We start from the raw sequence: 25151 nt of genomic DNA on the forward strand, positions 1-25151 counted from the left end.
GCCGCGTGCCGCGTGCCGCGTGCCGCGTGCCGCGTGCCGCGTGCCGCGTGCCGCGTGCCGCGTGCCGCGTGCCGCGTGCCGCGTACGACTGCGGCCGGCTCGCGCTCACTTGCCCACTGCCTCCGCTGCCCCCACTGCCTCTCCACCGCCCCCGGCGCTCACTTGCCCGCCGCCGATCCCCCTCCCGCACGGCCGGCCGCCCCCGGCCCTGCGCGCCCGCGAGGGGGACGGCGTCGAACAGCTCGGCGTGCTCGGGCTCGGCCCCGCGCGCGCCCGCGAGGTACGGGGGTGCCTGCGGGGAAGGCAATGAACGCCCTCGGCCCCCCGCGCGCCCGCGAGGGTGGGGTGCAGGCAGGCGAAGCCGGCGCCCATCGACCTCGGCCCCGCGCCCGCGAGGGCGTCGAGGAACGGGAGTCGCCTCTCGCCACGCCCCTCGCCGAGCCCCCCGGCTGCCCGCCCCCGCACTTCACCGCCGCGGGCGCGCACGCCCGTCCACCTGCCGCCCGCCTCCCGCCGCCTGCCCCCCCACCCGGGCCCTCCGCCTCGCCTCCCGCCGCCTGCCCCCACCCGGGCCCTCCGCCTCGCCCCGCGCCCCCAACACCCCACCCGCCCCACCCGCCCCACCCCTTTCACCCCTCGCGCACGTTTTCGATCCCCTTCCCCAAGCCGGGTGATACCTACGCCTCCTCGCGCCATTCACGCTCGGCAGCAGTGTGCTTACGCTGTGATGGGTGACAGGGTGGCCACGGCCGGCGCGAGCACGGGGGACAGATGGGATTCGGCTTCGGACAGCGGCGGGGCGGTCAACTGCCGGTGGAACTCACGAGCTTCGTCGGCAGGTCGGAGGAACTGGCGCTGCTGCGCGACGCGTTGAGCCGCGCCCGGCTGGTCACCCTGGTCGGCCCCGGCGGCGTCGGCAAGAGCCGTACGGCGCTGCGCGCGGCCGGCGCCGGTGCCGCGCGGTTCGCCGACGGCGTCCGCCTGGTCGAGCTGTCGGCCCTGCGTGACCCGGAGTTGGTGCCCGCCACCCTCGCGGGCGTCCTCGAACTGCCCGAGCAGCCCGGCATGAGCCCGCTGGACGCGGTGGTCGAACACCTCCGCGACCGGCGCGTCCTGCTCGTCCTCGACACGTGTGAACACCTCGTCGACGCCTGCGCGATGCTCTGCGACATCCTCCTGCGCGAGGCCCCCGGCCTCAGCGTGCTGGCGACCAGCCGTCAGCCTCTGGACGTACCCGGTGAGCACTGCGTCCCCATCACCCCGCTGAGCAGGCAGGACGCGGTCGACCTGTTCGTGCAGCGGGCGGCGGCCGTGACCGGCGGCGTGCTCCTCGACGAGGGCGACCGCGAGCGCACCCTCGCCCTCGTGGACCGCCTCGACGGCATGCCGCTGGCCCTCGAACTCGCCGCGGTACGCCTGCGCGCGGTCCCGCTCGCCGAGCTGGTCGCCCGCCTCGACCAGCGCTTCGAGGTGCTGACCGGCGGCCGCCGCACCTCTCTGACGCGCCATCAGACACTGCGTACGGCCATCGACTGGTCGTACGACCTGTGCACCCCGCACGAACGCCTGCTGTGGGCCCGACTCTCCGTGTTCGCCGGGTCATTCGAGCTGTCGTCGGCCGAACAGGTGTGCGGCGTCGGGGAGTTGCCGCCCGGCGAGGTCGTGGAGGCGCTGATCGGGCTGGTGGACAAGTCGGTCGTGCAGCGCATCGGCGAGGACGGCGGGCGCTACCGGCTCCTCGACACGATCCGCGAGTACGGTGCGGGACGCCTCGCGCTGTCCGACCAAGAGGCCGTGAAACAGCGGCACTTCGCGTACTACGAACGTCTGGTGGGCCGGTTCTGGGACGAGTTCCTCAGCCCCGCGCAGGTCGCCCTGCACCGTGCCGTCCGTGAGAACGTCGCCGACGTCCGGGCCGCCCTGGAGTACGGCTGCGCGACGGACGGCCGGGGCGCCCAGGTGCTGTGGCTGGCGGCTCGGCTCGGCCCGTACTGGCGGGCGGCCGGCACCCTCTCCGAGGGACACCACTGGATCGACAAGGGCCTCGGCCTCACCCCGCAGGACTGCCCCGAGCGGGCCTGGGGCCTGCTGATGACCGGCATCTTCGGTGTCTGGGCGGGCGATCTGGAGACCGCCCTCGACCGCTTCCCGCAGGCGTACGACGTCGCGCGCAGGTGCGGCGAGCAGCGCGTGGTCCTCTCGGCCGAGGGATACCTCGGAGCCATGACGGCGTTCGGCGGCGCCGTCGAGCAGGGGCTCGCCGAGGTCGAGGTCGCCCGGCGGCGCATCCTCGACTCCGGGGACGGCCTCGCGATCGGCGTCATCCACTACGAAGCCGCCCTGCTGCGGGCCGTGTTCGGGGACACGAAGGGCGCGCTGGAGCTGTGCGAGACGGGCATGTCGTACCTCGCCGGGCGCGGGGAACGGCAGTTGTACGCCTCGACCGTCGCGACGAAGGGGCTCATCCTCCACCTCACCGGGGAGCACGCCGAGGCCGTCGACTGCTTCCGGCTCGGCCTGGAGGCCGCCGCCGAGATAGGGGAGATCCTGGTCGCCGCGCTCGCCTGCCTCGGCCTGTCCTGGCACGCTGAACAGCATCAACGGCCCGTCCGCGCCTGCTGGTTGATGGGGTACGCCGAACACGCCCGACGGCTCGGCGGCGACCCCATCACCCTGCTGCCGCGCCTGCTTGAGGAGCAGGACGCCGTACAGAAGTCGGTGCGGGCCGCCCTCGGGGGAGAGGCGTTCGAGCGCTGGCGGGAGGTCGGCGCGAGGCTGTCGGGGCGCGAGGTGCTGGAGGCGGTCCGCGCGGACGCCGACGTCCCCGTCCCCACCGAGCCCCCCGCCGGCCGTCGTACCCCCCATACCCGTCATACCCTCGACGGCCACCGCTCCCTGGACGCCCTCACCCGCCGCGAGCGCGAGGTCGCCGTCCTGGTCGCCCAGGGCCTGTCCAACCGGGAGATCGCCGAACGCCTGGTCATCTCCAAACGGACCGTGGACGCGCACGTCGAACACATCCTGGCGAAGCTCGGCATCACGTCGAGGACGGAGATCCCGACGACCGTCGGACCCTGAGGACTACGGGTATGACAGGGCCCTCCCTCTTAGGGGTACGTACGCATACGGCAATCCGCCCGGCCCGGCGGCTAGGTGTACGGATCTTCCCGCGCCGGACTGCGCCCGCCCCCTCGGGTACGGGAGCCTGGTCGTGCCGCCCGGGGGACGGGAGGCGCCGGGTCGGACAGGCTGGACCCCCACGGCCACTGTCATGGCATGGCACCCGGCGCCCGCCTCCCCCCGGTGGCGGCAAGCGGGGCTGCCCCTGGTCGGCGGGGCAGCCCCACCTCGGCGCCGCTCGGCGGGAGCACACCGGCCTCCCGCTCAGCGGCGCCGCGCCAACTCGGCTACTTCCTGCGGAACTTCGCCTTCAGGGTGTGGTCGCGGCCGTCGGTGAAGCTGACGATCGCCTCGCCGCCCGGGCTGCCCGCGTACGGTTCGCCGTCGAGCAACCACCCTGCGAGGACATGCCCCTTGGCGGGTTTCGCGGTGACGACGGCGGTGTCGCCGGCGGCGTACTTGCCGGTGCGGGACGCGGTCAGGGTGCCGTGGCCGTGCGGGCACAGCTCCAGGGTGTACCGGCGTGGCGCGAACACCGCCTCCAGGCCCTGGTCCGTCTCGCCGACCTGGAGGCCGACGCTCGCCATGTCACCCGCGTAGGAGCCGCTCGCCAGCTTCCATCCGGCGAAGCTCCAGCCCGGCGCGGGGACCGCCTCGTAGAGCAACTCGGTGCCCACGGTGTGGGTTTCACCGGCGAGGGACTTCTTCGTCGTCTTCGCCTTGACCGTCCCGCTGCCGGACTTCTTCGTCGTCACCTTCGCGGCGGGCGTCGCGCCCTTCTTGAACACCGCTTGCAGGGTACGGTCCTTGGACGTCGTGACCGCGAACCGCGTTGCCTTCGACGCCTGTTGCTTGCCGTCGAGCATCCAGTGGTCGAACACGTACCCCTTGGCCGGGGTCGCCGTGAAGTAGACGGTCGCGTTGCTCGCGTACGGGCCCGGCGTCTCCGGGGTGACCGTGCCCGAGGAAGCGGGGGAGACGGACGCCGTGACCCCGCACAGCGAGTCGTCCGTGACGGCCGTGCGATAGGCCGCGACCGCCTTGCCGCTGGTGCCGAGGACCGCCGACGAGTCCGCCGAGTCGGTCTGCGTCAGCGGCTTGCCGAGCGGCAAACCCCGGTATTTCTGGCCCGAGTTGGAGAACCGGTTGACCCGTCCGCAGGCACCCTTCGTCGCCGTGCGGCAGCTCGATTCGTACGCCATCAGCGTCGAGAACTCGCCCTTCGCGGGGAAGTAGCCGCTCGCGCCGTTGTCCGGCTGGCCCGGGTCGGTCGTCCAGTCGTGGTTGGAGCCGAGGTTGTGGCCGATCTCGTGGCCGAAGGAGTAACCCGCGATCGCGGACTGCGCGACGACCGTGTACGTCCACTCCGCCCAGGACGGCCCCGGCGGCGAGGGGATGTACCCGATCCCGCCCGCCGCGGTGCCCCCGGCGATCACGCTGACCTGGTCCGCCCCGTACTTGTCGCGCAGCGCGGGCAGCGTGTCGGCGACGCCGTCGTTCTTCTTCGCGAACGCGGCGAGGGAGGTGCCGGACACCGTGTCGTACGCCGCGGGTACGTCGACCGGCGTCGTGTACACCAGCCGCAGCCGGACCTTGATGCCGCTCGCCGCGAACGCCTCGTTGGCGAGCGAGACACCCTTCACGGCCTGCGCGCGGATCTGCGCGTCGCCGCCCGCCTCGGCCTTGGCCTTCGGGGTGTACGCGACCAGCGTGTCGACGGTCGAGACGCCCGCGCCGCCCTTGCAGCCGGCCTTGGGCGCCTTGCGGGACCGCACGCCCGGACCGGGCGCGGGGTTCGCGACGCGCGGCGGGGTGACCTGGCGCTCGTGCTCGTCGACCAGCGGCGTCGACTCGGACACCAGCACTGTGCCGGGGCCGGTCGCGGTGATGTCGAACAGGGCGCCGCCCAGGGCGAATTGGGCGCCCAGGTAGGCGTTGCCCGGCTTGCCGTCGCAGCCGCCGGTCAGGGTGACCAGGACGGTCTGGTCGGTCGTGCCGGGGACCTCGCCGCGCCACACGAGATGGCCGTCGACCGTCTCACGGCCGGTCTCCACGGCCTTCACGAGGACATCGTCGAAGAGCGGGAAACGGACCTCGCGGCCCGACTGAGGCGGTTCGCAGATCGGCGCGAGCGCCTCGTCCCGGACGGTCCCGGCACGCTGGCGTACGGCGCCGCCGGGGCCGGCGGCGGCACGGGGTACGCCGGAGGTACTACGGGTATGACGGGCCTCCGGGGTGAGGACGTCCGCGGGATCGGGGACCGTCGTCGCCGTGGCTCCGAAGGGGGACGAGACCTCAGGGGTACCCCCCTGGGCGGAGGCCGGGGTGAGACCGGCCGCGCCGAGGGCCACGGCGCCCAGCGCCGCGCAGGCGGCCCAGCGGCGGGCCCGGACCCCGTGGTCCCCGGGTCTGAGTCGGATGTGACGGATGGTCATGAGCTGCCTTCCTGATCGCCCCCGGACGCTGTCCCGCACCCTCCCCCGGAGGTGTGACCGGTCCTACGGGTGCCCCGCTCGCGGGGCTCGCCGGAATCACCCGTGAGTGATCGTCGCGTTCACCCGTCAGGCCGGGGGGAATCGCGCACCCGTGCGGCTCAGCCTCCGGAGTGGCGGGGCGAGGGTGCGGGGACCGGACTTGATCATCGCCGTATGCGTACAAAACGACGGCTCGCCGTCCTCGGCTCGCTCTCCTGTTCGGCCCTGATGGTGACGGGGCCCGCCTTCGCCGAGGCCGCCGCGTGCACCGCACCCCAGGGCAACTGGACCGGCTTCCAGCTCGACGGCGCCCACACCAGCGTCAGCGCCCGGTGGAAGGTGCCGACCGCCGACTGCACCACCGCGACCGGCAACCCCGACGGGCTCACCGACCAGTGGATCGGCTTCGGCAGCGGCGACAGCTGGAAGGACCCGCTCAACCAGCTCGGCACCAGCGTGCAGTGCACCGGCGGGAAGGCGTCGTACTACGCCTGGTGGGAGCAGTTCCCGGCGAACTACGTCCCCGCCAAGCGCGCGGTCGGACCCGGCGACGTCATCCAGGCGAGCATCAAGACGGCCAAGAACTCGCAGGACTACGAGATGTACCTCAAGAACGTCACCCGCAACTGGTGGCAGACCGTCCACGTCACCGGGCCGCCCACCGGCACCCAGGTCGAGGTCGTCACCGAGATCCACGACTGGGGCGCGGCCGTCACCGACGGCGTCCGGTACGACAACGTCCTCGTCGACGGGAAGCCGTTCACGAACTTCTCCAAGGCGTACTACCTCTACTCCGCCCAGTTCGGCGGGGTCTGCGTCAACACGACCACCAGCGGTACGAGCACGCTGCTGACGCCGACGAAGAAGACCCAGCTGCGGGCCGTCGCCCGCGACGCGGTGATCCACCCGGGCTGACCCCTACCGGAGAGGTACCCGGGTAGACCTCCAGGAGTACGCCCCGCGCCGTCCTCACGCGGGGCGTACCTCCCGGGAGCTACCGCACCACCCGTACCGACTTGCGCTTCAGCCACGGCAACGGCGACACCGCCGACCCCAGGTACGGCGTGATCCGCACCTCGAAGTGCAGATGCGGCCCCGTCACGTTCCCCGACGCCCCCGACAGCCCGATGCGCTGCCCGGCGGCCACCCGCTGCCCCTTGCGGACGTCGATGCGGGACAGGTGGGCGTACTGCGTGAAATAGCCGTCCCGGTGCCGGATCAGGACCTGGTTGCCGAACCCGTCACCGCAGGTCGTGACCCGGACCTCGCCCGCACCGACCGCGTACACGGGCGTGCCCGTGCCGACCGCGAAGTCCTGCCCGGTGTGCCGGCTCTTCCAGCGGCCGCCCTGCGCGGCGTACCCGGCGGAGAGCCAGTAGCCACGGGTCGGCACCGTCCAGCGGGAGACCGAGCGCGGCGCGACGGTCGCCCGGCCCCGGGGACAACCGGCGCCCCGGCCCGAGGGGTTGACCGCGACCGGGTCGCCGAGGGCGCGCTCGTGGGCCCGCAGCATGCTCCACAGCCGGTCGCGGAGCGTCGTACGGCGGCGCTCGGCGGCCCGGATCCGCTGCGGCGCCGCGTCCGCCCGCCGGAGCGCGGCCACCTGGGCGCGCGCCCGTTCGTGCGCCTGGACGAGGCGCGCGGCCCGGTCGCGGACGGGCTCGCCGGCGTCGGCGGGCGCGGCGGTGAGGGAGACCAGGAGGACCGCTCCGAGCGTGGCGCCGAGGCGGTGGGTACGCATGCGCTGTTTTCGTAGCATTGTCGGATCATCTAGGCCGGATGGAGTCCCTGAGAGGTACGACAGACGGGTTGCCCGGCCGTTCCCCCGGATGGCGTCAACCCCGTGACCCAAGCGGGCGTGATCATCGGAATGTCGGGCCCGGCCCGCGTACCGCCCGTGCTGGCATGGCCCCGTGCCCGTACGGAAAGGACCCCCCCACCGTGACCTCTGGTCTGCGCCTGTCCCGGATCGCCCTCGTCCCGGCCGCCGTCTGCCTCGCCCTGCTCCAGCCGGTCACCGCGGCGGTCGCCGACGGCCCTGACGAGGAGGGCGCGGGCGCGAAGAAGGCGGCGCCCCCGATGTCCATCGAGATCTCGGACGGCGTCGACAAGGCGGCCGGCGGCGACAGGCTCGCCTACCGGATCATCGTCCACAACCAGGGCGGCGAGGCCCTCGACAACCTCCGCGTCGAGCAGCGCGTCCCCGCGACCGCGGGCCGCCCCGAGGCGTCCGAGGGCGGACAGGTCGGCAAGGACGGCGTCATCACCTGGACCGCGGACGTCAAGGCCGGGACGAAGGCCGAGTTCACGGCCCGCATCGAACTCGGGAAGACCGACAAGAAGGCCCTGCGCGCGGCCAGTACGGCCTGTGCCTTCCTCGACGGCGCCAAGGCACCCACGGTCTGCGCGAGCGACCTCGACACCCTCCCCGGCGGCGCGGCCGGCCCCGAGGGCGCGACCGCCGAGAAGAAGAACGAGGGCATCGGTACGGCCGGCCTCGCGATCGGGGGCGCGGCGGTGGCGGGCATCGCGGCCCTGTCCTTCGTCGCGGTACGGCGGCGGCGCGCGAACGCGAGCTGATCCGACGGTACTTGACGCGCCGTCATCTCACGCAGCCCCCTCCCGAGTTGCCCAAGCAGGCGTGCTCCGGAGGGGGTTCACTTCTTCTTGCCGGGCTTCTTCTTGCCCATCAACGCCTTGTACACGGCGGACGCCTTGGGATTCGACCGGCACCGCCACACCCCGTGCGGACAGTAGTCGCTGATCGTCTGGTACAGCGGCTTCTGCCGGGCGATCCAGTTCAACATCCCCCGCATGTAAGCCGAGTTGTCCCCGTTCTCGTACAGCCCCCACTCCGGGAACGCGATCGGCTTGCGGTGGGCACGGGCGAACCGGACGTGTTCCCTGAGGCCGTACGGCTCGTTCAGCTGAGCCGTGAACGACAGGCCGCGCGGGGCGTCGTAGGCGTCCATGCCGATGATGTCGACGTGCCGGTCACCGGGATAGCAGCGGGGCCAAGGGACCGCGTCCCGGCCCCTGTTGGGGGTGAACTCGAAGCGGAACCGCTGCCCGGGCACCGACCGCATCGCGTTCACGATCCGCACCCAGTACCGCTTCCACGACGCCGGGTCCGGGCCGCATCGGTGCGTGTACGTGATGCCGTTCATCTCCCAGCCCAGGACCAGCACGGTGTCGCGCAGGCCCAGCGAGACCAACCGCCCTGCCAGCGCCCGGAAATGGGCGTCGTACGCGCCCTTCGCCCCCTTGCGGAGTTCCGCGCGGACCGTCGCGTCGGGGAGATGGGCCTCGTTGCGTTCCAGGAGCGGGACGTTGAGGACGAACAGGCGGTCCTTGCGGGCCTTGCGCCACGTCGCCCAGTGCGCCAGATAGCCCGGTGCGCCCTCGATGTTGCTCCAGCGGTCGCCCGGCAGATAGGCGTGACCGACGGTCGGCGTCGAACGGCCGAGCCAGGTGCCCAGACCGGCGATCCGGCTGATGCCGTCCGCGCCGTAGCCGACGTACGCGCCGAACTTCACCGAGCGCGGGGACGGCGAGCCGGACAGCGCCGGGCGCGCGTCCGCGCCGTACGGCAGGGGTACGCAGGACTGGCTCGCGAGAGCCAGCAGGATGAGCAGCGGCAGGAACAGGGCACGCACACGGGACGACGACACAGCGGGCCATCCTCGCCGGACATGCCCCCGCGCGCCCCCGGACTCGCCCTCGGACCACTCGTACCGGGGATTTTCCGTCGTACGTTTCTCCGTTTCCGGGGCACTCTGCGGGCTGACCGGCTACGACCTCAGAGCTACGACCTGAGAGCTACGGCGCCGGCGCGCGCGTCAGGAACACGTCCACGGCGTCCTCGTGGTCCAGGACGAAGCCGTGCCGCTCGTAGAGACGGCGGGCCGGGCTGCCCTGGAGGACGTCGAGGTGGACCGTGCGGTCCGTGCGGGCCAGGGTCTCCCGCAGGACGGCGCCGCCTATGCCCCTGCCGTGCAGGCCGGGGGAGAGGTAGAAGTGCTCCAGCCAGTCGCCCTCCGGCGCCGGGCGCAGGGCCACGCAGCCGACCGTGACGCCGTCCACCTCGATGATCCGCGTGTGCGCCGGGTCGTACGCGTCCCGCATCCGCTGCCGTACCCGGTGCTCGTCGTACCGGCCCAGGCGCTCCAGGTCCGGGCGCATCGCGGCGGCCCTGATGTCGAGCAGGGGTTCGAGGTCGGCGGGGGTGGCGGGGCGCGTGGTCCACTTTTCGGTCATGTTCTCGGGCATGGCGGAAATCGTACGAGGGTGGCTCTTGCGGGGGAGGGGTATTACTGGGGCGCTGACGTGGGGGTTTCCCGGGTGTCCGGTACTTCCGGCGTCTCCGGAGGGGGGACCGGGGCGCCCGGGAGGGTCAGCCTCGCCATCGTGCCGCCGCCGTGGGCACGGGTCAGGGTCACCTCGCCGCCCGCCTGCTGGACCGTCCGGGCCACGATCGACAGCCCGAGGCCCGAGCCCGGCAGCGCACGGGCCGAGGGGGAGCGCCAGAAGCGGTCGAAGACGTGCGGGAGTTCGTCCTCCGCGATGCCCGGGCCGTGGTCCCGGACCGTCAACGTGCCGTTGGTCAGGGCGACTTCGACCGTGCCGCCCTCGGGGCTGAACTTCACGGCGTTGTCCAGGATGTTGACCACCGCGCGCTCCAGGGCCGCCGGTTCCGCCCTCGTGTACCAGGGTTCCAGGGTCGCCGTGATCGTCAGCTCCCGGCCCCTCAGGCGGGCCCTGCGCAGCGCGTGTTCCACCGTGTCCTCCAGCGACACCACCTGGACCCGCTCACCGCGCTGCCCCTCCGACCTCGACAGCTCCTGCAAGTCCCCGATCAGCGACGCCAGTTCCGTCATCTGCGCCTTCACCGACGCGAGCAGCGCCTTGCGGTCCGCCTCCGGGATCGGGCGGCCCGTCTCCTCGCTGCGGGTGAGCAGCTCGATGTTCGTCCGCAGCGAGGTGAGGGGGGTGCGCAGCTCGTGCCCGGCGTCCGCGATCAACTGCTGTTGCAGCTCGCGGGAGTTGGCGAGAGACGCGGTCATCGAGTTGAACGACCGCGACAGCCGGGCGACTTCGTCCTCCGCGTCCTCCTCGACGGGGATGCGGATGTTCAAGTCCTCGGTACGGGCGACGTGTTCGACGGCTTCGGTGAGCTTGTCCACGGGGCGCAGCCCTGCCCGGGCGACGGCGAGCCCGGCGGCACCGGCGCCGAGCACTCCGATGCCGGACACGAGCAGGAGGATGAGCATCAGCTCGTTGAGGGTCTTCTGGGTGTTCTTCAGAGGGAGGGCCACGAGGAGGGCGGCGCTGGAAGTCGTGTCGGTGGAGGGGTCGGTGACCGTGAAACCGGGGAGCGCGAGGACCCGAACGTCGTTGCCTTCGCTGTCGGTGCTGTTGTGGAAGACGCCGTCGCCGCCCTTCGCGATGACGTTCCGGTCGGTCTGAGTGACCTTGACGGCGCCGAGGGAGTACGGCAGTACACAGGTCTTGCCGTTGGCCACGACCACCTGGAAGTAGGTGTTCGGGAGGCCCAGGCGGAAGTCCTGCGAGACCTTGGTCGTGCAGTTGTTGACCGCGCTCTCGGCCTGGTCCTGCAGCCGTGGGCTGGTCAACGCCTTGCGCAAGTCGTTGTTGACCTGCTCGTAAAGCTTGCCCTGCACGATGAACCAGCACGTCACCGACACCGCCGCCACCGCGAACGCCACCGCCGCCGCGACCAGCATCGACAGCCTGGCCCGGATCGGAAGCGTCCGGAACCAGTGGGCGACCTTGCTCATTCCGCGCCGCCCTGGCGCAGGACGTACCCCACCCCGCGGACCGTGTGGACGAGCCGGGGCTCGCCGCCCGCCTCGGTCTTGCGGCGCAAGTACATGACGTACACGTCAAGGGAGTTGGACGACGGCTCGAAGTCGAAGCCCCACACCGCCTTCAGGATCTGCTCGCGGGTGAGGACCTGGCGCGGATGCGCCATGAACATCTCCAGGAGCGTGAACTCCGTGCGGGTCAGCTCGACTTGGCGCCCGGCACGGGTGACCTCCCGGGTCGCGAGGTCCATCCGCAGGTCCCCGAACGTGAGCGCCTCGTCCTCCTCGACGGGCCCGGCGGCCGGCGCGCGGTAGGAGCTGCGGCGCAGCAACGCCCGTACGCGGGCGAAGAGTTCGTCGAGTTCGAAGGGCTTGACCAGGTAGTCGTCCGCGCCCGCGTCGAGTCCGGTGACCCGGTCGCCGACGGTGTCGCGCGCGGTCAGCATGAGGATCGGCGTCGTGTCCCCGGCACCCCGGATACGGCGGGCGGCGGTGAGCCCGTCCATGCGGGGCATCTGGATGTCGAGGACGACGAGGTCGGGACGGTACGCCGCCGCCTTCTCCAGCGCGTCGGCGCCGTCCACGGCGACCTCGGTGTCGTACCCCTCGAAGGCCAGGCTCCGCTGGAGCGCTTCGCGCACGGCAGGCTCGTCGTCGACGATCAGGATGCGCTGGATGTCACGGTCGCCTTCGGCGGGGCTCATGGGCTCGGTTCCTCGGGTGCGGGGGGTTACGGCGGAGGTGGTACCTCGCCGGGGGCAGGGCTATCAGCCTCGCACGTTTCCCTGGGGGTGCGTATGGGCGTCTTCCTGCGGCGGGGCGCTTCGCGCGGCGGCGTACGGCGGCCGGTCGCTGATCACCGGCGGCGTCCGGCGGCCCGCGTCCCCGCGGGGGTCTACCCGGCTCAGGCCGCCGCGCGGCGCCGGTTGCGCAGGGCCCGGCGTGCGGCCGTCGTGCTCAGGAGGGCGACCTCGGGGGCGCGGCCCGGGCGGGCCGGCTCGTGGAGGGCGGCGGTGATCGCGAGCGCGAGGGCCGTGTCGGCGGCGCCCGTGCGCGTGGTGGTGTGGGTGACCTGCGTGATCATGTCGTGTCCCCTTACGGAAGTAGTCCTCAGCTGTCCGACCCGCCAGCCCGCAGCGTCGCCAGGTCCGCCTTCACCGTGTTGATCGGGATCGCGAAGCCCAGGCCGACGCTGCCGGCGTCCGAGGAGCTGGCCGAACTGGCCGAGTACATCGCGGAGTTGATGCCGATGATGTTGCCGTTCATGTCGATGAGGGCGCCGCCGGAGTTGCCGGGGTTGAGGGAGGCGTCCGTCTGGAGGGCCTTGTACGTGGTCGTCGAGTTCCCGGTGTCGCCGTTGAACTGCTGGCCGCCGAACTCGAACGGCCAACCGCCGCCCTGCTGTTGCTGCTGTTGGCCCTGGCTCTCGTCGGTCGAGACGGTGACGTCGCGGTTGAGCGCGGAGACGATGCCGCTGGTGACCGTACCCGTGAGACCTTCGGGGGAGCCGATCGCGATGACCGAGTCGCCGACGTCCACGGCGGCGGAGTCGCCGAGGGAGGCGGTCTTGAGGCCGGACGCGCCCTCCAGCTTGATCAGCGCGAGGTCCTTCTTGCTGTCGGTGCCGACGACCTTCGCGGTGTACGTCTTGCCGTCGCTCGTGGAGACCTTGATCTGGGTGGCGCCGGCGATGACGTGGTTGTTGGTGACGATCTCGCCGTCACTCGTGATGATGACACCGGAACCGGTCGAACTGCCGTTGCCCAGCGTCGCCTTGATCTCGACGATGCTCGGGCTGACGGCCGCCGCGATCGCCGCGATGTCACCCTTCTTGCTGGACGGTACGACGCTGGTCGTGGTGGTCGCGACCGTCTCGTCCTTGTGGGTGAGCTCCTGTATGCCGTACGCGGTACCGCCGCCGATCGCCGCCGCGACGATCGCGACCGCCGCGAGGAGGGCGAGCGGGCCCCGGGTGCGCTTCTTCTTCCCAGGAGCTTCCGTCTGCGTGGCGTACACCGGCTGGTGCGGCGGCGGGGGCGGCCACTCCGGGTTAACCGGCGAGGGGTTCACGGGGGCGGAACCGTACTGCTGCGCGCCCTGGTACGGGTTCTGCTGGTTCTCGTACTCGCCGTCGCGGCGGAAGCTCTCGGTCATGGGAAAAAGCTTCGTCCCCGACCATGAGAGCTTCCTGAGCGCCCGCTGAGAACGCTCCGAGAAGGTCGTTCGCGCTGCGTAAAGGAGTACGAGGGCGAATTGCCCGGCGTCTCAGGGAACTCTCAGAAACGGCCCGTGCTACCTCAGAGGTAGGTACCTACTACCGGCACCCGCACGCCCGCTACGGGCACCCGCAGGACCGCCGTACCACCAACCGTGACTCGAACACCTTGACCCGCTCCCGCCGCGACCCCGCCACCCGCAGCCCGTCGTCCAGCACGAGGTCCACGGCCGTGCGCGCCATCCCCGGCCGGTCGGAGGCGACCGTCGTCAGCGGCGGGTCCGCCAGCGCCGCTTCCTTGATGTCGTCGAACCCGACGACCGCCAGCTCCTCGGGTACGTCGATCCGCAGCTCACGCGCGGCGCGCAGGACGCCGATGGCCTGGTCGTCGGTGGAGCAGAAGACGGCCGGGGGGCGGTCGGGGCCGGCGAGGATGTCGAGGGCGACGCGATACGCGTCGTACCGGTTGTAGGGGGCCTCGAAGAGGCGGCCCTCGGTGGAGATCCCGGCCTCGGACATGGCCTGGCGCCAGCCCTCCACGTGGTCGGAGACCGGGTCGCCTACCGCTGGGGTATCAGCCGTACCACCGATACACGCGACGTACGGGTATCCGTGCCCGAGCAGGTGGCTCACGGCGGAGCGGGCTCCGCTGAGGTCGTCCAGTACCACGGCGACGTCGTCGATGGCCTCGGGCCGCTCGTGCAGGAGTACTACCCGGGCGTCCCACGCCTCGATCTCGGCGGCGGCGAGGTCGTTGAGGGCGTGGGAGACGAGGATGAGACCGGAGACCCGCATACCGAGGAAGGCCCGCAGGTAGTGGACCTCGCGCTCGGCGACGTAGTCCGAATTGCCTACGAGGACCATCTTCCCGCGGTCGGACGCGGCCTGTTCCACCGCGTGCGCCATCTCCGCGAAGAACGGCTGGCGCGCGTCGGGGACGATCAGACCTATGAGGTCGGTGCGGCGGGACGCCATCGCCTGGGCGACGCGGTCGGGCCGGTACCCCAGCTCCTTGATCGCGGCGAGGACACGCTCGCGCGTGGCCGGGGCGACCGGCCGGGGTCCGTTGTTGATCACGTAGCTGACCACGGCGGTGGAGGTACCCGCCAGGCGTGCTACGTCGTCCCTCGTCACCTTGGCCACGGCGCGGAGTCTACGCGGATCAACCCCTCCCGGGCAGGGCGTATCAAAGGTGACCGCGCGGTAACCGCACGGTGCCGCCGCCCCGTCCGAGCAGGGCCTATACCTCGGCGGACGCGATGGCGGCCGACTCGTCCGTCTCCTCCGCCTTTGCGGGGGCGGACTCGGCCTTCGGGGCCTCGGAGACGCGCTCCGCCTTCTCGGGCGTAACGAATCGATAACCCACGTTCCGGACGGTCCCGATCAGCGACTCGTGCTCCGGACCGAGCTTCGCGCGCAGGCGTCGTACGTGGACGTCAACCGTGCGTGTCCCTCCGAAGTAGTCGTACCCCCATACCTCCTGCAGCAGCTGCGCGCGCGTGAAGACGCGGCCCGGGTGCTGGGCGAGGTACTTCAGGAGCTCGAACTCCTTGAAGGTGAGGTCGAGGACGCGGCCCTTGAGCTTCGCGCTGTACGTCGCCTCGTCGACCGACAGGTCGCCGTTGCGGATCTCCATCGGGGAGTCGTCGTTGACGATCTGCTGGCGGCCCATCGCGAGCCGCAGCCGCGCCTCGACCTCCGCCGGCCCCGCCGTGTCGAGCAGGACGTCGTCGATGCCCCAGTCGGCGGTGACGGCGGCGAGGCCGCCCTCGGTGACGACCAGGACGAGCGGACAGCCGGGGCCGGTCGAGCGCAGCAGCTGGCACAGGCTGCGGACCTGGGGGAGGTCGCGGCGGCCGTCGACGAGGATGACGTCGGCGCCCGGGGTGTCGACGAGGGCGGGGCCCTCCGCCGGGGCCACCCGCACGTTGTGAAGGAGCAGGCCGAGAGCCGGGAGCACCTCCGTCGACGGCTGGAGGGCATTGGTCAGGAGCAGCAGAGAACTCATACGTCCGGTTCCTCCTCGGTCCCTGCGAGGACATGTGCGGCGCGGTGGATGAGCTGTACACCTGCGGTTTCCCACTTCGTATACAACTCTTCCGAAAGCACAAAAGGACCCGGGGGCTTCGCTGCCCGAGTCCTCTGCCCAGCAGAATAGCCGACATGAGCGACAGTCCGGCAGGTCATGTGGCACGTTCCACCGTACGTCCGAATGGCGAGACGGCCAGACGCGTACCTATGCGGACGTTTCTGCCTACCGCCGATGGAGTGGCGATCGATTCCGTATACGATCCTCCGCTCGCTGTATACGAAACGGGCGCCCTCAGGGGCGAAGAAAACGACACTTTCGATCAACCCCGTGATCACCTCGTGTTCGTGATCGCCCACGGGTTCACGGGGGCGGTGGACCGGCCGCACGTACGGCGGGTGGTGACGGCGTTGCGACGATACGGTGCCGTCGTCACGTTCTCGTTCCGTGGCCACGGCGCCTCCGGCGGGCGCTCCACCGTCGGCGACCGCGAGGTGCTCGACCTGGCCGCCGCCGTCGACTGGGCGCGCGGCCTCGGGCACGCGCGCGTGGTGACCGTCGGGTTCTCCATGGGCGGCTCCGTCGTCCTGCGGCACGCCGCGCTGCACCCCGGGGACACGGACGCCGTCGTCTCCGTCAGCGCGCCCGCGCGCTGGTACTACCGCGGCACCGCGCCCATGCGGCGCCTGCACTGGCTCGTGACCCGCCCCGAAGGGCGCCTCGTCGGCCGCTACGGCTTCGGCACGCGCATCCACCACCAGGAGTGGAGCCCCGTCCCGCTGTCCCCCGTCGAGGCCGCCGCGCGGATCGCGCCGACGCCGCTGCTCGTCGTCCACGGCGACGCGGACGGCTACTTCCCCCTCGACCACCCCCGCAGCCTCGCCGAGGCCGCCGCCGGCCACGCCGAACTCTGGCTGGAGCCCGGCATGGGGCACGCCGAGCACGCCGCCGGCGACGGCCTGCTCGTACGCATCGCGGACTGGAGTGTCAGACGGGCGGGCTAGCCTTTGACCTCCGGATGCCGATCGCCTACCGCTGCTTTGAGGAACGGATGCCAAAGGTCACAGTGCGCTACTGGGCCGCCGCGAAAGCCGCCGCCGGCGTCGCGGAGGAGCCGTACGACGCGGCGACCCTCGCCGACGCCCTCGCGGGCGTGCGCGAGCGACACCCCGGGGAACTCGTACGTGTCCTGGCGCGATGCTCCTTCCTCGTCGACGGTGACCCCGTCGGCACGCGCGCGCATGAGACGGTACGGCTGGCCGAGGGCGGCACGGTCGAGGTGCTCCCGCCGTTCGCAGGAGGATGAGTCACCGATGACCGACCAGCAGGGTCCCTACGACCCGTACGCCACCCCGTGGCCCCACCAGAGCGGCCCGGCCCCCGACGCGATGGACAACACCCAGCAGTGGCAGGGCGAGACCTGGGAGACCACGGTCCAACCGTCCCTCCAGATGCCGTCCCCGGCGGAGCAGACGGCGTACCTGCCCCCGCAGACCGCCCCCCAGCCGTCGTACGGCACCCAGGACACCCCGGCCGCCCAGGCTGCTCCGGCTGCTCCGTCTCCGTACGGCTGGCAGCAGCCGGCCCCGGGCGCCCCCGCGCAGGGCTTCGCGCCCGCCGCCGGACAGGCACAGGCCGGTCCGTACGCGGGCGCCGACCCGTCCGCCGGTCCGTACGCGCCCGCGGGGTACCCCGACCCGTCCACCGGAGGCTTCCCGTCGACCGGCGCGCACGCGCAGGGGCCGTACGCGCAGGGCGGGCCGTACGCGCCTGCCGGGGCCGCAGGGCAGAGCGCGCCGCCGGTCGACGGGTACGCGCCCGCCGGGCAGGGGGCACCCTCCTTCGCCGGGGCGGCCGACGGGTTTGCCCCGGGACAGGAGACGCCCTCCTTCGCCGAACCCGCGTCCGCTGGACAGGCCGCCCCCGGCCCCGGCTACGGCCCCGCCACCCTCGCCGGCAACGCGCGCATCACCGACGCGCAGCGCGCCCGCCTGGAGGGCCGTTCGCCGATCATCGAGCCCGGCATGCAGCCGGCGGCGCTGACGGCCCTGCTGGGCCTCCTGCTGGCCGGTACGGCGCCGCTGGGCGTGTACGGGCTCCTGCTGCCCCTCGTGGCCCTCCAGGGCGTCACCGCGGCGGGCTGGTTCCGGCTGAACGGCATGTGGCCCGCCCGGCAGGGCATCGCGCTGGCGTTCCTCGGCGCGCTGGTCTCCGACGCGGTCCTCCTGGGCGTGGGCCAGGACCACGCGCCCGCCGCGATCCTCGGCACCCTCGGCGTCTGGGTCCTGCTCTGCCTGATCCTCCAGCTCCGCTCGCACGCGGACCCCGACGAGCGCATGTACGGCCTGATGGCCACGGTCGCGAGCAGCGCGCTGGCGATCGTCGCGACGGGCTTCCTGGGCGCGGACTCGGACGCGGCGTCCGTGGGCGCGGCGGCGGTCGCCGTCGCGATCCTCGCGCGCGCGTTGCCGCTGCCGACCCCGGCGTCGGTCGTCGTCTCCCTGCTGGCCGCGGCCGGCGCGGGCATCGCCGTCGGCGGCGTGAACGGCGTGGGCGCGGCGGGTGCCCTCGTGGGCGCGGGCGCGGCGGCGTGCGCGCTCGTCGGCCACCGGGTGGCGAGCTACGACTATCCGTCGAGGTTCGTGCACTTCACAGCGGGTGTGGCCCTGCCGCTCGCGCTCGCGGCGCCGGCGGTGTACGTCCTGGGCCGGACCCTGGTCTAGCGCGTACGCGCGCGGGGCGTTCACTGTCACAACCCTTCGACAGTCTCCGGGACACCCTTCCCTAGGGCGTTACCTTGGGTGGCCGAAAGGACTAGGGGTCTCGTACGGCCCCGGTCAGCACTCACTGGGGGATCCACAGCAATGCGCGGCCTTCGCATACTTCTGATCGTTGTCGTCGTCCTGGGCGGGCTGTTCGTGCTCGCGGACCGGCTGGCGGTGAACTTCGCCGAGGGGGAGGCCGCCGACAAGCTGCGGACGTCGGAGGGGCTCGCGGCGACGCCCGACGTGTCCATCAAGGGGTTCCCGTTCCTGACGCAGGCGCTCGGCGGGAAGCTCGACGACGTCGAGGTCGGCATCAAGGAGTACGACGCGGCGACGGGGACGAGCAGCGGGACGATCCGCATCGACGGCCTGAAGGCCAGCATGAAGGGCGTCGACTTCGACTCCAGCTTCAGTTCGGCGACGGCGACCTCCGCGACGGGCAGCGCGAGCATCTCGTACGCGGAGCTGCTGAAGGCCGCGAAGTCGGAGCCGACGCCGGTGATGCAGGGCGTGCAGGCCGAGGTCGTGGGCCTGTCGGACGGCGGCAACGGGAAGATCAAGGTCGCGGTCGAGGCGACGGTCCTGGGCACGAAGCTGCCCCAGCCGGTGTACGTCCTCAGCTCGGTGACCGTCGACGGCGACACCGTCCGCGTGCACGCCGACGACCTGCCCAGCTTCGGCGGGGTGCAGGCCCCCGAGGATGAGGCCCGCAAGATCACCGACTTCGAGCAGAAGATCGAGAACCTGCCGGGCGGCATCCAGCTCGACAAGGTGATCCCGGCGAAGAGCGGCGTGGAGATCACGGTGAAGGGTTCGAACGTACGACTCGCGGGGTAGGGGTCGTACGAATCTCTGTCCGAAGGGCGAGACGGGGGTGTCCGCACCGTAGATGTGGTGCCCCCTGAGGCGTACACGGGTAGTACTCGGGTACCCCCTGGAGGGTGATCGGTCTCGGGATCCGGACGATCGCGTCTCGGCATACGACACACCGGTGACAGCATGCCCGATCCGTCCCTACGATCGAAGCATGAAGCGACAGGCGGATCTCACGAAGCGGCGGGCAGTCGACCTGTGCCGCGTCGCCGCCATGCTCTGTATCGCTTCCTGAATCTCGCCGGCCCTTTTTCTGGGCACCGCGCGCCGCACCCGTCCCCGTGACGTCAACTGGCGTGCCCGCATCCGCACTTCGCACACCCCCGCCGCAACTGCCCCGGAGGAGAACGAGCATGAGCCGCAGCGACGTCCTGGTCGACGCCGACTGGGTCGAGGCCAACCTCGACAACGCCGACATCGCGATCGTCGAGGTCGACGAGGACACGGCCGCGTACGAGAAGAACCACATCCGCAACGCGATCCGCATCGACTGGACCAAGGACCTCCAGGACCCGGTGCGCCGCGACTTCGTCGACCAGGAGGGCTTCGAGAAGCTCCTGTCCGCGAAGGGCATCGCCAACGACACGCTGGTGATCCTCTACGGCGGCAACAACAACTGGTTCGCGTCGTACGCCTACTGGTACTTCAAGCTGTACGGCCACGAGAACGTGAAGCTGCTCGACGGCGGCCGCAAGAAGTGGGAGCTCGACGCGCGCGAGCTGGTCGAGGAGGTCCCCGTCCGGGCCACCACCGACTACAAGGCCAAGCCGCAGAACACCGCGATCCGCGCCTTCCGTGACGACGTCGTCGCCGCGATCGGCTCGCAGAACCTCGTCGACGTGCGCTCGCCCGACGAGTTCTCCGGCAAGCTGCTCGCCCCCGCGCACCTGCCGCAGGAGCAGTCGCAGCGCCCCGGCCACGTGCCGTCCGCGCGCAACATCCCGTGGTCGAAGAACGCGAACGACGACGGCACCTTCAAGTCGGACGACGAGCTGAAGGAGCTGTACGCCGAGGAGCAGGTCGACCTCGCGAAGGACACGATCGCGTACTGCCGTATCGGTGAGCGTTCCGCGCTGACCTGGTTCGTGCTGCACGAGCTGCTCGGTGTCGAGAACGTCAAGAACTACGACGGCTCCTGGACCGAGTACGGCAGCCTCGTCGGCGTCCCGATCGAGCTCGGCGCCAACAAGTAGCTCTCAGGTAGTACCTCCCCCGCCCGACCGTTCAAGACCTCTGGAGTGACAGCATGTGTGGAGCGAAGGCCGGCGGCCCCGACGCCTCGACGATCAAGCCCGGTGAGACCACGATCCAGGGCCAGGTGACGCGTGACGGTGAGCCGGTGACCGGTTACGTCCGTCTCCTGGACTCGACCGGCGAGTTCACGGCGGAGGTCCCCACCTCGGCCACCGGCCAGTTCCGCTTCTACGCGGCCGAAGGCACCTGGACCGTCCGCGCCCTTGTCCCCGGCGCCACGGCCGACCGCACGGTCGTCGCCCAGCAGGGCGGTCTGGCGGAGGTCGCGATCGCGGTCTGAGCGACGTTCGACCCTCAGGGCCGTACCCGTAGTACTCGGGTACGGCCCTTCGTGCTGCTCAGGAGGATGTCCGTACCGGCTGTCATGATTCCGTAACAGGGAGTCGATGATTCCGAGGAACCGCGCGCATAACGTTGTTCTCGCAGGTCACAGGGGCCGCTTGACAACAGAAAACGTGCCGGGAGTTCTCATGCGTATCGCGCTTCGCGCAGCCGTCGCCGCCCTCGCCCTCACGGGGGTCGGGGTCGGCACCATCACCACCGCCCATGCCACCACCAGGACCGAAGCGGCCAACTGCGTCGGTACGGCCACCGTCGCGTCGGCGTACGGTGCCGCGTTCAAGGTGAAGCTCGTCAGCAGCGCCGACAACGGTGCGTCGGCGACGCTCGTCGACAACAAGGGCCGCTTCGTGGCCCGCGTCGACCAGAGCAAGTCGGCGAACCTCTCCGTCGGCATCAGGATCAACGGTGTGCTGAGCGCGAAGCCGATCTTCCAGCAGCGCAGCCAGGGTGGGTCGACGCCGTGGAAGTCGGTCGCGTTCCCGGCGCTGAGCGCGAGCTGCACGCAGAAGGGCAAGCTGGTGCGCACGCAGAAGCTCGACGCCCACCAGCGCGCGCAGATCTTCAAGGTCGCCGGCCAGCACTACCAGGCCCGCGTCTTCAAGGACAACAAGCTCGTGTCCTTCGTCGACGCGAACGTCCGCTCCGGCGCGGCGGTCGTCGGCAACCGCACGTTCGTCCTCATCTCCTCCGGGGAGACCCTCACCTGGACCGGCGTCGCCGGGCCGAAGGCCAAGCTGGGGCGGTACAAGCTGGTCAACGGCGTCAAGGTGAAGCTCGTCCACGACAAGAAGAAGGGGTACGGGGCCCAGGGCACCACCAGCCACGGCACCTTCCCCGTCGTCTACGTCCCCGCACGACCCGTAGTACTCCAGGACGACGCCACGATCGTCGTTCTGACCAGTAACGGGACCCTCAGCGGCTACGTCTACGGCCAGAAGCAGAAGGCCCCGGTCTACCTGGGCGCCTGATAGCTCCACGGACCTACCCTGGAGGTATGTACGCACGGCGGCGACACGTGTACTTCGCCATGATGGGCACCTGCATCGGCCTCTTCGTCCTCGCCTGGGGCGTGGTGCGGATCTGGTCGGTGCCGGTGGCCGTGGGGATGTGCGTGGTGGCCATGGTCATCCCGCCGCTCGCGGCGATCGTGGCGAACCGGCGGGGTCCCGAGGACCGGTGGTGGGACGACCCGTCGGGGGACCCCAAGTCCGACGAGTGGTGGGACGAACTGGACGGCAAGAAGCGACCCCGGTAGCTCTCAGGTCGTACGGGTCACCGTGACCAGGAGGGGCGCCCGGGCGCCGAGGCGTGCGGCGGTCTCGGCGAGGGTCTCACCGAGCCAGCCGACGGCGTCGTACGACCAGTCGGCGAGGTCGCCCCGCAGGGTCAGGGTGTGACGGGGTGGACCACTCCAGAAGGTGTCGTCGAAGGGTGGCTCCGGAGAGGTACCTCCCGGGGAGTACGACCGGAGAGTGAAGACGTCCTGCTCCAGCCCGGCGAGGTGACGGGGCAGCTCCCCGATCACCTCGTCCCGGCCGCTGCCGACGGTCACCTCCACCGGCGTCCGCACCGTCGGGTCGCCCGCCCGGAACCACTCCCTCGTGAGCATCGACGGCACCGGGGCGTACGCCGGCCGCGAGGCGACGTCGATCGCCCCGACCGGGAGGAGGAGCTGTACGGCGCGAACGTCCCCGGCCCCGATCCGCTCCACCACACTGCCCGCACACACCAGGAACGGCCGAACCGGCAACGACCGCTCCCCGCTCGCCACGGCCGCCTCGACCTGGAACCAGGCGACCAGCTCCGGGTCCCCGAGGGCACGCCGCGGGTGCTCGGAACCGGCGTCGTTCATCCCCCACAGCACGTCCAGCCATCCCATGGCCAGCGAGCGCTGGTGGAAGAGCTGGTAGGCATCGTTCTCGGGGTCGTGCCAAGGGTGTTGGGCCTGTGTGCCGTAGAGCGCGGCGAACAGGGTTCCCGTGGCGGGCGCTTCAGCGGACACGGCAGTTGACGGCAGCCTGGTTCATGGGCTGCTCGGCCGTGTCGATCTCGGCGTCCACATCCCAGCGGTGACCGGACACTGGACCTCGGCGAGGGCACCCCGAGAGGTCTTGCGCATCAGGCCAGCCACCTTTCAGCCTTCGGCTGATGAATCGGTCGTTGTCCTGAACGCAGGGGAGTGGAGCGGGGTGGACGTCCCGCTGAACGGGTGAACCTCTGTGGGGGTCAGTTCCAGGTGGGCATGTGGGACTCCGGGTAGCGGGAGCCCGCCGATCCGTGCGGGAGGATCTCGTCGATGCGGGTCAAGTCCTCGGGGGTGAGGGTGAGTTGGGCTGACGTCGCGTTTTCCGTCACGCGTTCGGGGGTGCGGGTGCCGGGGATGGGGACGATGTCGTCGCCCTGGGACAGGAGCCAGGCCAGGGCGAGTTGGGGAGCTGTGGCGCCCTTCGACGCCGCCAGGGTCGTCAACTCCCTTACGGCGGTGAGGTTCTGCTCGTAGTTGCCGGGCTGCCAGCGTTCGTCCCAGCGGCGCATGTCGTCCTCGGTGTACTCGGCGGCCGGCTTGACCGCACCGGTGAGGAAGCCGCGGCCCAGTGGGGAGTACGGGACGAAGCCGATCCCCAACTCCCTCAGGAGCGGCAGGATTTCGACCTCCACCGCGCGTTCGAAGACGGAGTACTCGGTCTGGAGCACCGACACGGGGTGGACGGCGTGGGCGCGGCGGATCGTCTCCGGGCCCGCCTCGCTGAGGCCCAGGAAGCGGACCTTGCCCTCGGCGATCAGTTCGCCGACCGTGCCGGCGACGTCCTCGATCGGGACGTCGGGGTCGACGCGGTGCTGGTAGAGGACGTCGATGCGGTCGGTGCCGAGGTGGCGGAGGCTCTCCTCGGTGACCTTGCGGATGTTCTCGGGGCGGCTGTCGAGGGGGCCGAGGTTCGCCGGGTCCGTGAGGTCGAAGCCGAACTTCGTCGCGAGGATGACGTCGTCGCGGAAACCGGCGACCGCGCGGCCGAGGAGCTGTTCGTTGCTCCCGGTGCCGCCGCCGTACACCTGGGCGGTGTCGAAGAGCGTAACTCCGAGGTCGTACGCCCGGTGGATGGTGGCGATGCTGCTCTGCTCGTCGCTGGGGCCGTAGGCGATGGTCATCCCCATCGTGCCGAGACCGATCGCGCCGGCGGTCAGACCCTGGGTGCCGAGGGTGCGGAGGGGGAGTTTCGGGGTGTTCTCTGCCATGCCCTCGACGCTACGGAGCGGGCGGCCGGGCGGCATGGGGCAGCAGTCTCATAAACTTGCCTGATCCTCTCAGGCCCCTCACCCAAGGGATCGCGTCGTGCTCGACCGTCTCACCGCCGCCATCAAACGTCACCTCGTCGTACCTGGGGGTGACACCGCCGTCCCCCACCTGATGCTCGTCGGGGTCGACGAGGCGTGGACGTCCGTCGAGCGCCTCTACGAGCCCATGATCTGCTTCGTCGTCGAGGGCGCCAAGCGGGTCACCGTCGGGGACGTGAGTGTGGTCGCCGGACCCGGCGAGCTGCTGCTCACGCCGCTGGACCTGCCGGCCGTCGTCGACCTGGCGAAGGTGCCGTACCGGGCCGCCGTCCTGCAACTCGACGCGGGGACGGTGACCGAGCTGCTCATGGAACTCAAGGGCTACGAGGGCTACGGGGAGTACGGGGAGTACGCCCGCCCCGCCCCGCAGGGACTGGTCAGCGCGGCGGTCACCCCCGAGCTCGCGGACGCCGTGGCCCGCTGGGTGGAGTTGCTCGATACTCCCGAGGACATCGGTCCCCTCGCCGCGCGCACGGAGAGCGAGATCCTGTACCGGTTGCTGCGCAGCGACCTCGGCCCCCTGCTGCGGGAGGCGTTCCTCACGGACTCGGCGACCTCGCGGGTCCGGGTCGCCGCGCGGTGGATCACGGAGCGGTACGACCAGCCGCTGAGCGTCGAGGAGATCGCGGCGGTCGCGCACATGAGCGCCGCCGGGCTGCACCGGCACTTCAAGGCGGTCACGGGTATGACGCCCCTGAAGTATCAGAAGCGGCTGCGGATGCAGGCGGCGCGGCGCAGGCTGGTGAGCGAGGGGGAGTCCGCCGCGCAGGTCGCGCATGCGGTGGGGTACTCCAGTGCCACCCAGTTCAACCGGGAGTACCGGGCCGAGTACGGCTTGCCTCCGGGACAGGACGCGGCACGGCTGAGGGCGGAGCCGGGGGTCTACTCCGCCCCCGGCCGCGTCACCCCCTGAGTCACCCC

General features: G+C 71.4%; 24 protein-coding genes. 12 read left to right on the forward strand and 12 right to left on the reverse strand.

What is annotated here, in order from left to right; translation table 11 throughout:
- Nucleotides 1-771: 771 nt before the first annotated feature.
- Complete coding sequence (locus ACLZOT_RS46760) at nucleotides 772-3078, forward strand: LuxR C-terminal-related transcriptional regulator (RefSeq protein WP_416975386.1); 2307 nt, start codon at nucleotides 772-774, stop codon at nucleotides 3076-3078.
- A 329-nt stretch (nucleotides 3079-3407) separates the two neighbouring features.
- Here ACLZOT_RS46760 and ACLZOT_RS46765 read toward each other — a convergent pair whose 3' ends face one another.
- A complete protein-coding gene (locus ACLZOT_RS46765; RefSeq protein ID WP_416975387.1) occupies nucleotides 3408-5555 on the reverse strand; it encodes an InlB B-repeat-containing protein in 2148 nt (715 codons plus the stop codon).
- A 213-nt stretch (nucleotides 5556-5768) separates the two neighbouring features.
- Here ACLZOT_RS46765 and ACLZOT_RS46770 point away from each other — a divergent pair, with 213 nt between their 5' ends.
- Complete coding sequence (locus ACLZOT_RS46770) at nucleotides 5769-6509, forward strand: G1 family glutamic endopeptidase (RefSeq protein ID WP_416975388.1); 741 nt, start codon at nucleotides 5769-5771, stop codon at nucleotides 6507-6509.
- A 79-nt stretch (nucleotides 6510-6588) separates the two neighbouring features.
- On the opposite strand, the gene ACLZOT_RS46775 is transcribed toward ACLZOT_RS46770, so the two are convergent.
- Nucleotides 6589-7335, reverse strand: coding sequence for a M23 family metallopeptidase (locus ACLZOT_RS46775; protein WP_416975389.1), 747 nt, complete (start codon nucleotides 7333-7335; stop codon nucleotides 6589-6591).
- 200 nt (nucleotides 7336-7535) lie between these two features.
- Here ACLZOT_RS46775 and ACLZOT_RS46780 point away from each other — a divergent pair, with 200 nt between their 5' ends.
- Entirely contained in the window at nucleotides 7536-8174 is a 639-nt protein-coding gene (locus ACLZOT_RS46780) for a hypothetical protein (protein ID WP_416975390.1), read from the forward strand.
- Between the two features lie 77 nt (nucleotides 8175-8251).
- On the opposite strand, the gene ACLZOT_RS46785 is transcribed toward ACLZOT_RS46780, so the two are convergent.
- The 8 genes from ACLZOT_RS46785 to ACLZOT_RS46820 form a co-directional block, all read right to left on the reverse strand.
- Nucleotides 8252-9265 (reverse strand): glycoside hydrolase family 26 protein, encoded by a 1014-nt coding sequence (locus tag ACLZOT_RS46785; RefSeq protein ID WP_416975391.1) that lies wholly within the window; start codon nucleotides 9263-9265, stop codon nucleotides 8252-8254.
- A 148-nt stretch (nucleotides 9266-9413) separates the two neighbouring features.
- Nucleotides 9414-9863 carry a GNAT family N-acetyltransferase gene (locus ACLZOT_RS46790; RefSeq protein ID WP_416975392.1) on the reverse strand — a complete coding sequence of 150 codons (450 nt, stop codon included), beginning with the start codon at nucleotides 9861-9863 and terminating at the stop codon, nucleotides 9414-9416.
- Nucleotides 9864-9904: 41 nt separating this feature from the next.
- Nucleotides 9905-11392: a HAMP domain-containing sensor histidine kinase gene (locus tag ACLZOT_RS46795; protein ID WP_416975393.1), complete on the reverse strand. Its 1488-nt coding sequence runs from the start codon at nucleotides 11390-11392 to the stop codon at nucleotides 9905-9907.
- Complete coding sequence (locus ACLZOT_RS46800) at nucleotides 11389-12123, reverse strand: response regulator transcription factor (protein WP_416975394.1); 735 nt, start codon at nucleotides 12121-12123, stop codon at nucleotides 11389-11391. The genes ACLZOT_RS46795 and ACLZOT_RS46800 overlap by 4 nt, the downstream gene beginning before the upstream one ends.
- A 200-nt stretch (nucleotides 12124-12323) precedes the next feature.
- Nucleotides 12324-12503: a hypothetical protein gene (locus ACLZOT_RS46805; protein WP_416975395.1), complete on the reverse strand. Its 180-nt coding sequence runs from the start codon at nucleotides 12501-12503 to the stop codon at nucleotides 12324-12326.
- 26 nt (nucleotides 12504-12529) lie between these two features.
- The gene (locus ACLZOT_RS46810; protein ID WP_416975396.1) at nucleotides 12530-13573 is read right to left on the reverse strand and encodes a S1C family serine protease; all 1044 of its coding nucleotides are present in this window, start codon (nucleotides 13571-13573) and stop codon (nucleotides 12530-12532) included.
- Between the two features lie 181 nt (nucleotides 13574-13754).
- Nucleotides 13755-14777 (reverse strand): LacI family DNA-binding transcriptional regulator, encoded by a 1023-nt coding sequence (locus ACLZOT_RS46815; protein ID WP_416975397.1) that lies wholly within the window; start codon nucleotides 14775-14777, stop codon nucleotides 13755-13757.
- Between the two features lie 97 nt (nucleotides 14778-14874).
- Nucleotides 14875-15642 carry a winged helix-turn-helix transcriptional regulator gene (locus ACLZOT_RS46820; protein ID WP_416975398.1) on the reverse strand — a complete coding sequence of 256 codons (768 nt, stop codon included), beginning with the start codon at nucleotides 15640-15642 and terminating at the stop codon, nucleotides 14875-14877.
- Between the two features lie 155 nt (nucleotides 15643-15797).
- Between ACLZOT_RS46820 and ACLZOT_RS46825 the strand changes: the two genes are divergently transcribed.
- The 8 genes from ACLZOT_RS46825 to ACLZOT_RS46860 all read left to right on the forward strand — a co-directional run bounded on the left by ACLZOT_RS46825 (nucleotide 15798) and on the right by ACLZOT_RS46860 (nucleotide 22152).
- The gene (locus ACLZOT_RS46825) at nucleotides 15798-16667 is read left to right on the forward strand and encodes an alpha/beta hydrolase (RefSeq protein ID WP_416975399.1); all 870 of its coding nucleotides are present in this window, start codon (nucleotides 15798-15800) and stop codon (nucleotides 16665-16667) included.
- A 47-nt stretch (nucleotides 16668-16714) separates the two neighbouring features.
- Nucleotides 16715-16969, forward strand: a complete 255-nt coding sequence (locus ACLZOT_RS46830) for a MoaD/ThiS family protein (RefSeq protein WP_416975400.1) — start codon at nucleotides 16715-16717, stop codon at nucleotides 16967-16969.
- A 7-nt stretch (nucleotides 16970-16976) separates the two neighbouring features.
- Complete coding sequence (locus ACLZOT_RS46835; RefSeq protein WP_416975401.1) at nucleotides 16977-18386, forward strand: hypothetical protein; 1410 nt, start codon at nucleotides 16977-16979, stop codon at nucleotides 18384-18386.
- Nucleotides 18387-18527: 141 nt separating this feature from the next.
- Nucleotides 18528-19265, forward strand: a complete 738-nt coding sequence (locus ACLZOT_RS46840) for a DUF2993 domain-containing protein (RefSeq protein ID WP_416975402.1) — start codon at nucleotides 18528-18530, stop codon at nucleotides 19263-19265.
- A 389-nt stretch (nucleotides 19266-19654) separates the two neighbouring features.
- Nucleotides 19655-20494 (forward strand): sulfurtransferase, encoded by an 840-nt coding sequence (locus ACLZOT_RS46845; RefSeq protein WP_416975403.1) that lies wholly within the window; start codon nucleotides 19655-19657, stop codon nucleotides 20492-20494.
- 53 nt (nucleotides 20495-20547) lie between these two features.
- Nucleotides 20548-20835, forward strand: coding sequence for a DUF1416 domain-containing protein (locus ACLZOT_RS46850; protein ID WP_010351646.1), 288 nt, complete (start codon nucleotides 20548-20550; stop codon nucleotides 20833-20835).
- Between the two features lie 190 nt (nucleotides 20836-21025).
- On the forward strand, nucleotides 21026-21865 hold the full coding sequence (locus ACLZOT_RS46855) for a hypothetical protein (protein ID WP_416975404.1): 840 nt from the start codon (nucleotides 21026-21028) through the stop codon (nucleotides 21863-21865).
- Between the two features lie 26 nt (nucleotides 21866-21891).
- Nucleotides 21892-22152, forward strand: a complete 261-nt coding sequence (locus ACLZOT_RS46860) for a DUF3099 domain-containing protein (RefSeq protein ID WP_416975405.1) — start codon at nucleotides 21892-21894, stop codon at nucleotides 22150-22152.
- Nucleotides 22153-22155: 3 nt separating this feature from the next.
- Here ACLZOT_RS46860 and ACLZOT_RS46865 read toward each other — a convergent pair whose 3' ends face one another.
- Together ACLZOT_RS46865 and ACLZOT_RS46870 are read right to left on the reverse strand one after the other, a co-directional pair.
- The gene (locus tag ACLZOT_RS46865; protein WP_416975406.1) at nucleotides 22156-22899 is read right to left on the reverse strand and encodes a hypothetical protein; all 744 of its coding nucleotides are present in this window, start codon (nucleotides 22897-22899) and stop codon (nucleotides 22156-22158) included.
- Between the two features lie 224 nt (nucleotides 22900-23123).
- On the reverse strand, nucleotides 23124-24131 hold the full coding sequence (locus ACLZOT_RS46870; RefSeq protein WP_416975407.1) for an aldo/keto reductase: 1008 nt from the start codon (nucleotides 24129-24131) through the stop codon (nucleotides 23124-23126).
- A gap of 97 nt (nucleotides 24132-24228) precedes the next feature.
- Here ACLZOT_RS46870 and ACLZOT_RS46875 point away from each other — a divergent pair, with 97 nt between their 5' ends.
- Nucleotides 24229-25143: an AraC family transcriptional regulator N-terminal domain-containing protein gene (locus ACLZOT_RS46875; protein WP_416975408.1), complete on the forward strand. Its 915-nt coding sequence runs from the start codon at nucleotides 24229-24231 to the stop codon at nucleotides 25141-25143.
- Nucleotides 25144-25151 lie beyond the last annotated feature (8 nt).

The sequence above is a fragment of the Streptomyces sp. 4F14 genome, from assembly GCF_048159485.1.
In the GTDB taxonomy this organism is placed as follows: Bacteria; Actinomycetota; Actinomycetes; order Streptomycetales; family Streptomycetaceae; genus Streptomyces.